The following is an 11,666-nucleotide window of genomic DNA, read 5'->3' as shown; positions in this document are numbered from 1 at the left end:
ACTGACGAGGTCCGGCATCACCATGTATCGACGAATGGCCGCTTCTTGCCGTTGCGCGGGACAGGCGGCGGCGCCGAACGCAGGCCACGCATGACCCAGCGGCGCGAGTCCATCGGGTCGATGACATCGTCGATCTCGAGGAACGAGGCCATGTTGATCGCCTTGCCCTTTTCATAGGACTCTGCGACCATTTTCTCGAACGCAGCCTTGCGCTCCGCCGGGTCGGCGATCGCTTCGAGTTCCTTGCGGTAGCCGAGGCGTACCGCGCCCTCCAGTCCCATCGCGCCGAATTCGCCGCTCGGCCAGGCGATGGTAAAGAAGGGGGCATGGAAGCTGCCGCCCGCCATGGCCTGGGCGCCGAGGCCGTAGCCCTTGCGCAGCACGATGGTGAAGAAGGGCACGCTGAGGCTGCCGGCGGTGACGAACATGCGCGAAACGTGCCGCACCATCGCCGTCTTTTCGGCATCGGGGCCAACCATGAAACCGGGCGTATCGCATAGCGACAGCATCGGCAAGTCGAAGGCGTCGCACAACTGCATGAAGCGCGCCGCCTTGTCGGCGGCGTCGGCATCGATCGCGCCGCCGAGGTGCATCGGGTTGTTGGCGATCAGCCCGAACGGCCGGCCTTCGATGCGGACCAGCGCGGTGATGATGCCAATGCCGAACTGGCGGCGCAACTCCAGCACCGAACCCTTGTCCGCCAGGGTCTCGATCACGCCACGGATGTCGTAGGAACGCAGGCGGTTTTCCGGAATCAGGTGGCGCAGTTCGCGCTGGTCCGCGCATTCCCAATGGCTTATCGGACCCTGGAAATAGGACAGGTACTGCTTTGTCACCCGCACGGCTTCCGCCTCGTCCGGCACCACCACGTCGATGACGCCGTTGGGCGCCTGCATGCTGACCGGTCCGACCTGTTCGGGAAGGAAGACACCAAGCCCGCCGCCTTCGATCATCGCCGGACCGCCCATGCCGATGGTGGCGTTCTCGGTGGCGATGATAACGTCGCAACAACCAAGGAAGGCCGCATTGCCGGCGAAGCAGCGGCCCGATACCACCCCCACACGGGGCACCAGCCCGCTGAGCCTGGCGAAGTTGATGAAGGACATGACGTCCAGCCCGGCCACCAGCATCGCATCGGTATCGCCGGGGCGTCCGCCGCCGCCCTCGGCGAAGATCACCACCGGCAATTGCTGCTGCTCGGCGATCTGGAACATGCGGTCGGTCTTCTTGTGATTCATCATGCCCTGCGTACCGGCGAACACGGTGTAGTCGTAGGACATCACCATGCAGCGCGCCTTCGCATCCTCGAACAGCGCGCCATTGACCGCGCCCACGCCGGCCACCAGGCCATCGGCGGGACTGATGCGGATGAGTTCGTCGAGCGGGCGGCGGAGGCGCTGGGCGGCAATCGCCAGCGCACCGTATTCGATGAAGCTGTCGTCGTCGCAGAGATCGTCGATATTCTCCCGCGCGGTGCGCTGGCCGGTCTTGCGCCTGCGCGCGACCGCATCCGGGCGATTCTCGTCCAGTCCGATGGCGTGGCGCTCGCGCACTTCGGCGAGGTCGGCGCGGATATGGTCGAGGTCGACGGACGCTTCGGCGACGGCATGCTGACCGGTCGCATCGGACGCTTCGAGGTAAAGCAGCGGCGCGCCATGAAACAGCACGTCGCCCCTGTTCACGGCGACCTGCCGTACCACGCCGCTGGTCTGCGCCTTGACGATATGCTCCATCTTCATTGCCTCGATCACGGCGACCTGCTGGCCTGTGTGGACCATGTCGCCCTCGCGCACATCGATGCTGACCACCGAGCCTTGCATCGGAGCGGGAACAGCGATCGTGTCGTCCGGCGCATCCGGCTTGTTGTCCGCCTCCGCCTCGCGCGCGCCGTCCGGCGGATCGATGTACAGCTTCCGGTGCGGTTCGGCGGCCGCCAGCAGATCGGCGATCCGTTCCTCGACGAAGCGTGTATGTACCCGGTTCAGGATCACATCCGGATGCCGCAGGATGTTCTGCAGGAAGCCGATGTTGGTCGGCACGCCGTCAATGCGGAATTCGCAAAGAGCACGATAGGCCTTTGCCGCCGCGTCGGCATAGGATGCCGACGTGGAATGCACGATCAGCTTCGCCAGCAGTGAATCGAAACTGGGACTGGTGGTATAGCCGGCGTAGCCGAAGGTGTCCGCCCGTATGCCTGCGCCGGAGGGCGGCTCGAATGCGGCGAGGGTGCCGCCCGACGGCTGTGCGTCGCCGTCGGCGCGCATGGTCTCCATATTGATGCGCAGCTGAATCGCATGGCCGCGCGGCGCGGGTATGTCGCCCTGATCCAGGCCGAGCTGCCCCAGTGTCGCACCGCCGGCAAGCTGCAACTGGGCCTTCACCAGATCGACGCCGGTGACTTCCTCGGTGACGGTATGTTCGACCTGCAGGCGCGGATTGGCTTCGATGAACATGAATTGCTCGCCATGTTCGTCGACCAGGAATTCGAAGGTGCCGAGACTGCTGTAGTTGACCGCTTCCGCCATGCGCTTGGCGGCGTCGGTGATGCGGCCGCGCAGGGCGGGCGACAGGGAAGGGCTGGGCGCGATCTCGACCAGTTTCTGGTTGCGCCGCTGGAGCGTGCATTCACGCTCGCCGAAATGGCTGACGCGGCCGCTGCCGTCGCCGATTACCTGTACTTCGATATGCCGCGCACGCAGCACCAGCTGCTCCGCGTAGAGCTCGCCGCTGCCGAACGAAGCGACCGCTTCCGAACGGCAGCGGGTATAGGCCTCGTCCACGTCCTGCATGCGGCTGACCGCCCGCATGCCGCGCCCGCCGCCACCGGCCAGCGCCTTGATCATCATCGCGCCGCCGTTGCCGAGCGACGCCAGGAAGGCTTTCGCCTGCTCGACCGAAATCGCGCCCTCGGTGCCGTGCACCACCGGCACCCGATAGTGCTGCGCCAGCTTGCGGGCCTGCGCCTTGTCGCCGAACAGTTCCAGCGTCTCCGGCAACGGGCCGACGAACAGCAGGTCCTGCGCGGCGCAGCGGCGGGCGAACTCGGCGTTCTCGCTGAGGAAGCCGTAGCCGGGATGGACCGCGTCGCAGCCGGCGTCGCGTGCCGCCGCAAGGATCTGGTCCATGTCGAGGTAGGCCGCGGCGCCCTTGCCGTGCAATGGCCTTGCCGAATCGGCCTTGCGCAGATGCAGCGAGGCGGCGTCGTCCTCGGAATAAATGGCGACGGTGCGAATGCCGAGTTCGGCGGCGGCACGGGCGATGCGGATGGCGATTTCGCCGCGGTTGGCGATGAGCAGGGTTGTGATGGTCATGCGGAATGTTGTTGGGAGTTATTTGGTGTGTACGAAATACTATTTCCAGAAATGGGCTTAGGCACAAACGAGAAATGAAAACGAACGGGAAAATTGTGGCTAACCTTCGTCCGGCGCTCCGGAAGGTTCCCTCCCCCCTTTCAGGGGGAAGGAGTCGGCTTTCCTGCAACCTTTCCACGCCGCTGCCTGCAAGAGGAAGGGCCTTGCAGTGGAATCATTGAAGTCATCAAAGAAACAACGCCGACGCCAACGATCATTGCTCGATTCACGCCATCACGCCCCCGGCGGCCTCTTCATCCTGCACTCCGTCGGCAGCGCCAGATCCTTGCCTTCCACCACGGTCTCGGTGCGGAAGCCGTAATTCGTTCCCTCCGCCCCGAACTTCACCGTCTTGCCGTCGACCGGCGCCATGGTGGATACCGTCTGCGGCAGCAGCAACTGATGGTCCTCCTTGCGCACCGTGACGTCGCCGACGATCGATGGATACGTCATGCCCTCCAGCGCGAGGACGATCTTCAGCGGATCGGTCGACTTTGCCTTGTTGATGGCGGCGGCGATGATGCGCGGTGACATCTCGATACGCGGCGCCAGGAACGATTTGTTGTAGCGCTGCTTGTAGCCGTTCGCGACCGGCGTGACTTTCGCGTTCTCCACATTCGGGTGCCACTCGCCGACCCAGGTGAGCTGGCCGGCTTTTGCCTGTGACATCGCCATCACCGTTCCCGGGACGCCGCCGGCGCTGTGGTTGATGAAGCGCAGGTTGGTGCCTGCGTCCGCCGCGGCTTTCACCAGCAGGTTCAGATCGTTACCCCAGTTGCCGGTGATGACGGTATCCGCGCCGGTCGCCTTGATTTTCGCCACGTAGGGCGAGAAATCCTTCACCTGTCCGATGGGATGCAGGTCCTCGCCGACGAATTTCACGTCCTGCCTGACCGAGGACAGCATTTCCTTGCCGAGCTTTGCCCACATCTGGCCGTGCGCATAGTTCTGGTTCAGCAGGTAGACATTCTTGATGTCCTGCTTTTCCTTCATGAAGCTGGTCAGCGCCTTCATCTTCATCGCCGTGTTGGCCTCGGTCATGAAGTGCCAGAAGCTGCAGCGCTTGCCCGTCAGCTCGGGGTCGATCGATGAATGATTGACGATCAGGATCGCCTTGTCGGGATTGCGTTCGTTGTTCCTGTTGGCCGCCTCCACCATTGCGCCGACGGCGGTGGAACCGGAACCGCCGGTGAACACGACGCGAGCGCCGGCATCGATTGCACTCTGCAGCGCGATCAGGCTCTCCTGCGGCGACAGCTTGTTGTCGATCGACATCAACTCCATCTTCATGCCGTTCAGCACGCCGCCCTTGGCGTTGATGTCCTCGATCGCATACTTGATATGGGTATGCATCAGCTCGCCGATCTCGGCGAACGGTCCGCTCAGCGGATCGATGAAGGCGACCTTGAACGTCTCCTGTCCGGAAGACTGGGCGGATGCATGTGCCGAGAATGCGGCAAGCGACAGGCAAAGCAGTGTTTTCTTCATGTTGTCCTCGTCTCTCTCCAAGTAATGAATGGCAGGCACGGCCACGCTTTCTGCGGCGGACTCGCACCTCGTCATTGATGCTTCAAATCTTCCTGCGGGCTGTTTTTCTTTTCAAAAGCGGCCTGGCGCCAGCGATCTTCAGCAGAATGTTCTGCAGCTCGCCTACCATGTCTTCGGGTTTGATGCGGCCGTCCGGCCGGTACCAGGTGTACATGAATCCGGCAATGCTGCCGATTGCCAGCGCGGTCAGCTTGGTATTGTCGAAGTCCAGTTCGCCATCCTGCCGGCCCTGTTCCAGCAGCGCGCACAGTTCGTCATAAAAACGGCGCGCCAGCGTGCGCAGTTTTCTTTGCAGCGGCGGACGCACCACGCCGCTTTCACGATAGAAAAAGGTGCCGGCCTTGAAATGAACGATATTGGCGGCGGCGAAGCGATGAAGCCCCTCGCGCAGCTTTTCCACTGCCGGACGGGAATCGGCGTCATCGAAGTGCATCGCCGTCAGGCAGGCGTGGGATGCCTGCCAGCAAAGTGTCTCGAACAGATCATTCTTGCTCGGGAAATAGTAGTACACGAAGGGCTTGGTAACGCCGAGCTGTTCGACGATATCGGACATCGTCGTACCGGCGAAGCCATGCCTGAAGAACAGTTCGCGCGCCACCTCGAGGATGCGCTCCCGCTTCTGATCGTGCACGCCATCTGCAATGGCTTGCCGGGAATGCTGCGCCCTTTGTGCAATGCTTTTTTTCATGCGGTGTCGGAAAATACCGGGAAAATGTTCCCGCGTCCGCAACAATATACCAGCTGGTATAAAGATGCTACCGTCTGGTATGTTATGGTCTGAAAGCTTGCCGGATTTGCGCTGGATCAATGCGATCTTCAATACGCAACTTCATGCTGGCATGCACAAGATCGAGACAAAGGAGACTGCCTGATGGATTCAATCGACTACGCGCAGGGCGAAAAGCCGTTGCATGAATATCTGCGCCAGCATGCGCGCACGCAACCCGACAAGGCCGCCTACATCTGGTACGGCGCCAGCCTTTCCTACGGCGAGCTCGACCGGCTCAGCGACCGGTTCGCCGCGCGGCTGTACGCTCTTGGAGTGAAAAAGGGCGACCGGGTGGTGCTGTTCCTGAACAATTGCCCGCAATATGCAATCGCGCATTTCGGCATCCAGAAACTGGGCGCGATCGTCAGTCCGTGCAGTCCGTTGTTCAAGAAGCATGAACTCGAATACCAGGTCGGCGATCTCGCCGCCGAGGTCATCGTGGCAGCCGACAGCCTGTATCCGGTGGTGCAATCGGTACTGGACACGACAGCGTTGCGCCATGTGTTCCTGACGAATTATGCCGACTTGCTGCCGACGCGGCCGGAGATCGCCGTGCCACCCGAGATGCGCACACCGAAAATGCGGCCGGAAGGCACGACCGACTTCCTGGAATCGCTCGACGCCGCCGCGGACGTTCTACCGGCAACGCCGCTGTCGATGGACGACGTGGTGCTGATGACCTACACATCGGGAACGACCGGCATGCCGAAAGGGGCGATGCTCACGTACCGGAATGCGCTGTTCAAGACCGCCGGCGCCAATTACGCGGGCAGCGTCGACAATGGCAGCATCCTGCTGGCGGTGGCGCCGATGTACCACATCGCTGGCATGCTGATGGGCCTCAATGTCACCATCTACAGCGGCGCGACGGCGGTACTGCTGCACCGCTTCGACCCGCTCGCCGTGCTTCAGGCGATCGACCGCTACAAGGTCACCAACTGGTACAGCATTGCGCCGATGAATGTCGCGATCATGCAGGTGCCGGAGGCGAAGAACTACGATCTGCGTTCACTGCGCATCAACCCCTGCACGAGCTTTGGCATTACGCTCACCCAGGAACTTGCGCGCCAATGGCAGCAGTTCGCCGGCGGCTGCCAGACCTTCGAGGCTGCCTACGGCCTGTCCGAAACGCATACCTGCGATACCTATACGCCACGCGACGCGATCAAATGGGGCACGCAGGGCGTGCCCATGCCCGGCGTGGAATGCCGCATCGTCGATCAGCAGACCGGGCAGGATTTGCCGCCCGGCGCGATGGGCGAAATCGTGATGCGCAGTGCCGGCAATTTTGCGGGTTACTGGAACAAGCCGGACGCTACCGCCGCGACATTGCGCGACGGCTGGGTGCATACCGGCGACATGGGCACGCTCGATGCCGACGGCTATCTGACCTTCTCCGGCCGTTTCAAGGAAATGATCAAGGTTTCCGGCTACAGCGTGTTTCCGGAAGAAGTGGAAGTCATCCTCGTCAAGCATCCGGCGGTGAAGCAGGCGGCGGTGATCGGCGTGCCCGATCCGCAGAAGGGTGAGGTGGTGAAGGCAGTTCTGGTGCTGAAGCCGGACGCCAGCGTATCGGCGGAGGAAATCATCGCCTGGAGCCGCGATCAGATGTCGGCGTACAAGGTGCCGAAGGAAGTGGCGTTCAGGAGTGAATTACCGACGACGGGGGCAGGGAAGGTGTTGAGGAGGTTGCTGAAGGACGGGTAAGAAACCCGCATAAGATCGACCCTGGCAGGTCCCCTTTCCGGAAAGGGGACCTGCCAGTGAATGTTGGTGCGAGTGTACCTTCCTCTTACCGCAGGAATCGTCCTTCCCGGGAAATCGCGGTCAGCTCCACGTAGCGTGATCCGTTGTGGTTGTCCTTGCTGAAATTGATCAGATACCCGTCCATGTCCCATCGTCCGATCGATTCCAGCCCGGCAATGAATCGTTCGCGGGTCGGGTTCTTGCCGGCGCGCCGCAGTCCTTCGACTACCACCTTGGCGGTGATGAATCCTTCCATCGACGCGAACGACCAGTTCTTCACGCCCATCTGCTTCATCACCTTCTGATACTCGCGCACGATGCCGCTGGTGGCCGAGAAAGGGAAGGGGGCCACCTGCGATACCACGACGCCGATGCCGTCCTTGCCGAGCGCATTGACGCCGGCCTGGGTGCCCATGACCGACAATGCGAAGAACTGCATGCCGGGCGAGATCTTGTTAAAGGCCTTGATGAACTCGACCGACGACTTGCCGGTGGTGATCATGATGACCGCCTGCGGCTGCGACTCGGCCAGCACCGCCGCCGCCTTTTCGGCATCCGCACCGCTGGCTTCCATCGGCGCTGAAGCGTGCACTTTCATCTTCTGCGCTTCGGTGGCGTTTTCAACGAAGCCGAGGCCTTCCTTGCCGAACGCGTTGTTCTGATACACCACCGCGATTTTCTTGATGCCGCGGATTTCCAGGTGCTTGACGATGGTTGCCGCTTCGTCGCTGTAGCCGGCGCGGATATTGAAGATGAGCCGGTTGTGCGGGGTGCGCACGATGTCCGATCCGGTGTAGGGACCGATGCTGGGAATATTGTGTTCGGCGATGATGGGCAGCAGCGCCTTGTTGGTCGGCGTGCCGGCCATGTTGAGCAGAGCGAACGCCTTCTCCTTTTCGATCAGCTGCCTGGCATTGGCGACGCCTTTCTCGGTGCTGTAGCTGTCGTCAAGCGTGAGCAGGCGCAATTTCCTGCCATGGATGCCGCCCTGCTGGTTGATGTATTCGAAGTAGGCGTTGGTGGCGGTCGTGGCGTCAACGCCGATTTCGGCGAGGGGGCCGGAGAGGGAACTGGTTTTGCCGAACAGGATTTCGTCTTCGGCTGCCGCCTGGGCATGCACCGGTGCGCTGGTGAGCGAAAGGGCGATGAAGGCGGTGGTGGTGGTCTTAAGGCAGATCTGCAGCAACTGTTGGATGCTTGTTTTCATTTTGTATCCTCCTGAAGTGGTTGGTGCTTGTGCGGGGTTGGCCCGTCTGGTTTTTGGTTTAAGTAATGTTGTCGAGCTCCTTTTCAGTGGGGGCGTCATTCCTGCGTAACGGTACGCGCTTGCAAACCCGTACTTCTTCTCCCCGGAAAAGAGTGCCAAAGCCGGAAGCGAAATAAGCTCGCCTGCGGCTCAGGCAGATTTCGCTTCCTTATCCGCTTTGACACCCTCTTTTCCGGCAGCCGTCCAAGCGGAATTCAACGGCCACAGCCTCTTTGCACGTCGTCGATGTCTCGTTTGCTATCTGCGACTTTGGGTCCTATCACCCCAACTGCGCTGCATACGCTTCCAGATGCTGATCGGTACTCCCGAACTGCATCTCGATCGCCATCAGGCGCTTGAAGTAATGGCTGACATCCAGTTCGTCCGTGACGCCCATGCCGCCGTGCAGTTGTACCGCCTGCTGGCCGACGAAACGGCAGGCCTGGCCGATGACGACCTTGGCGGCGTCGAGTGCCTTGCGGCGCGCGACAGGATCGGGATCGGTGCAGCGTACCGCGGCAAGGTAGCTCATCGAGCGCGCCTGTTCGATGTGCAGGACCATGTCGGCCATGCGGTGCTGCAGCGCCTGGAATTTGCCGATGGGGACGCCGAACTGCTTGCGGTTGCGGGCGTATTCCACCGTGGCGGCCAGCAACTTGTCGAGCGCGCCGACGGCTTCGGCGCATACCGCGGCGATGCCGGCGTCGCGGACTTGCTCCAGCGCGGCTTCAATATTGTCGCTGCCGTTCAGCAGGGCGGATGCCGTGACGCTGACGTTTTCAAGCCGGATTTCGCTCGCGCGCACGCCGTCTACCGTGTTGTAGGACACCTGGCGTACACCGGCGGTGTCGCGCGGAACCGCGAAGACGGCCAGGGTGCCCTTGTCGGTGCGGGCGGTGACCAGCAGGATGTCGGCGGAGGCGCCGTGCGAGACAACGTTCTTGTGGCCGCTCAGCGTGTAGCCGTCGCCGCTCTGGGCTGCTTTGGTGGTGACGGCTTTCCAGTCGAAGCGGGTCGCAGGTTCGTCATGGGCGAGCACCGCGATCTTTTCGCCGGCCGCCAAGGCCGGCAGCCACTCTGCACGCTGGTCGGCGTTGCCGAGCAGGCTGATCGTCTTGGTCGCCAGCACGGCGCTCGCAAGGTAGGGCTCCAGCAGCAGGCCTTCGCCCACCGCGTTCATCACCAGCATGGTGTCGATCGGGCTGCCGCCGAGGCCGCCGTCTTCTTCCGGCACATTGAGCGACAGCAGGCCGATGTCGGCCAGTGACTGCCACACTTCGCGGCTGAAGCCTTCGGGCGATTTTTCCTTGATGTGGCGGCGCGCCTCGAAGCCGTAATCCTTGCTGATGAAGCGGCGGGTGGTGTCCAGCAGCATCTGCTGTTCTTCGGTAAAGGTGAAGTCCATGGCGTCCTCTTGCGTCCTTTTACAAGCCCAGAATCATCTGGGAGATGATGTTCTTTTGAATTTCGTTGGAGCCGCCGTAGATCGACAGCTTGCGCATGTTGAGGTACTGGGCAGACAGGGCGACCGCGTACTCCGGGCCGACGGCCTCGCCCTGGTAGCCGAGTTCCATCGCGTCGCGGCGCAGCGGCAATGCATAGGGACCGACCACCTGCGTCAGCATCTCGGTGATCGCCTGCTGGATTTCCGTACCCTTGATCTTCAGGATCGACGCCTCAGGTCCCGGCGCGCGGCGCTCCGCTTCGGCGGACAGCACGCGCAGGTTGGTGATCTCGAGCGCGGTCAGGTCGATCTCGATCTGCGCGATACGCGCCGAGAACATCGGGTCCTTGATCAGCGGCTGGCCGTTCTTCATTTCCTTCGCCGCAATGCGCTTCAGGCGGGCGAGTTCACGCTTGGCGATGCCGATGCCGGCGATGTTGGTGCGTTCGTGGCCGAGCAGGAACTTCGCATAGGTCCAGCCCATGTTCTCTTCGCCGACGAGGTTCTCGACCGGCACCTTGACGTTCTCCAGCCAGACTTCATTGACCTCATGCGCGCCGTCCATGGTGATGATCGGCCGCACCGTGATGCCGGGCGTTTTCATGTCGATCAGCAGGAAGGAGATGCCGCGCTGCGGCTTGACTTCGAGGTCGGTGCGCACGAGGCAGAAGATCCAGTCGGCGTACTGCCCCTGCGTGGTCCATGTCTTCTGGCCGTTGACGATGTAGTGGTCGCCTTCGCGGACGGCGCGGGTCTTCACCGAGGCGAGGTCGGAGCCGGCGCCCGGTTCGGAATACCCCTGGCACCACCATTCGTCGGCGGACAGGATCTTCGGCAGGTAGCGCTGCTGCTGCGCAGGCGAGCCGAATTGCATGATGACCGGAGCGACCATCTTCAGGCCGAAGGGGATGGCGCGCGGCGCACCTGCGGCCGAGCACTCTTCCTCGAAGATGTATTGCCGGGTCGGATCCCAGCCGGTGCCGCCGAATTCCTTTTTCCAGGAGGGGCCACCCCAGCCTTTGGCATGGAGGATTTTCTGCCAGCGGATGTAGTCGTCGCTTTTGAGGATCAAGCCGTTGAGGACTTTTTGCTTGATGTCGGCGGGGAGATTTTCCGCGACGAAGCTGCGGACTTCTTCGCGGAAGGCGAGTTCTTCGGGGGTGAAGTTCAGGTTCATGATGTTCTCTTTTGGTTTTTGCAATGCTGGAATTCGGGTTAGTGGGTGTCTCCGGTGATGCAATGCTTTCTTTTCTTCGATCACACAGGCCGGGACTGGCCCCGGCGGGCCACCTACTTTTTTGCTTCGCCAAAAAAGTAGGCAAAAAAGGCGACCCCCAGTCGACGCCCTCCTTCGGAAGGTTCCCAAAAGCAGGCGTGCCAAAACGGGAAGCGAAATAAACTCGCCTGCGGCTCAGACAGATTTCGCTTCTTTTTCCGTTTCACCACGCCTGCTTTTGGCGTCGCCAGAAGGGGGAACTTCGAAACCCATCCCCACCCTGACCCTCCCCCTCGCCGGGCGCCCTTGAAGGGGAGGGAATACTTCATTCTTTACTTTCTTACCGC

The 11,666-nt window shown here is 61.9% G+C and carries 7 protein-coding genes; 1 reads left to right on the top strand and 6 read right to left on the bottom strand.

The window, feature by feature from the left end; genetic code table 11:
- Window positions 1–17: 17 nt before the first annotated feature.
- From VGU61_RS07950 to VGU61_RS07940, 3 genes are all read right to left on the bottom strand, one after another.
- Window positions 18–3,311: an acetyl-CoA carboxylase family protein gene (locus VGU61_RS07950; protein WP_326858574.1), complete on the bottom strand. Its 3,294-nt coding sequence runs from the start codon at window positions 3,309–3,311 to the stop codon at window positions 18–20.
- A 273-nt stretch (window positions 3,312–3,584) separates the two neighbouring features.
- Window positions 3,585–4,838, bottom strand: a complete 1,254-nt coding sequence (locus VGU61_RS07945) for a branched-chain amino acid ABC transporter substrate-binding protein (RefSeq protein WP_326858573.1) — start codon at window positions 4,836–4,838, stop codon at window positions 3,585–3,587.
- Between the two features lie 82 nt (window positions 4,839–4,920).
- Window positions 4,921–5,586, bottom strand: coding sequence for a TetR/AcrR family transcriptional regulator (locus tag VGU61_RS07940; RefSeq protein ID WP_326858572.1), 666 nt, complete (start codon window positions 5,584–5,586; stop codon window positions 4,921–4,923).
- Window positions 5,587–5,769: 183 nt separating this feature from the next.
- On the opposite strand from VGU61_RS07940, the gene VGU61_RS07935 reads away from it, so the two are divergent.
- On the top strand, window positions 5,770–7,374 hold the full coding sequence (locus VGU61_RS07935) for an AMP-binding protein (protein WP_326858571.1): 1,605 nt from the start codon (window positions 5,770–5,772) through the stop codon (window positions 7,372–7,374).
- 85 nt (window positions 7,375–7,459) lie between these two features.
- Here the strand turns inward: VGU61_RS07935 and VGU61_RS07930 are convergent, their stop codons facing one another.
- From VGU61_RS07930 to VGU61_RS07920, 3 genes are all read right to left on the bottom strand, one after another.
- The gene (locus VGU61_RS07930) at window positions 7,460–8,620 is read right to left on the bottom strand and encodes an ABC transporter substrate-binding protein (RefSeq protein ID WP_326858570.1); all 1,161 of its coding nucleotides are present in this window, start codon (window positions 8,618–8,620) and stop codon (window positions 7,460–7,462) included.
- 319 nt (window positions 8,621–8,939) lie between these two features.
- Window positions 8,940–10,064, bottom strand: coding sequence for an acyl-CoA dehydrogenase family protein (locus VGU61_RS07925; RefSeq protein ID WP_326858569.1), 1,125 nt, complete (start codon window positions 10,062–10,064; stop codon window positions 8,940–8,942).
- 19 nt (window positions 10,065–10,083) lie between these two features.
- A complete protein-coding gene (locus tag VGU61_RS07920) occupies window positions 10,084–11,280 on the bottom strand; it encodes an acyl-CoA dehydrogenase family protein (protein WP_326858568.1) in 1,197 nt (398 codons plus the stop codon).
- Window positions 11,281–11,666: the final 386 nt, after the last annotated feature.

Source organism: Noviherbaspirillum sp., from assembly GCF_035944575.1.
Lineage (GTDB): Bacteria > Pseudomonadota > Gammaproteobacteria > Burkholderiales > Burkholderiaceae_D > Noviherbaspirillum.
This window is presented reverse-complemented; position numbering and strand designations above follow the sequence as displayed.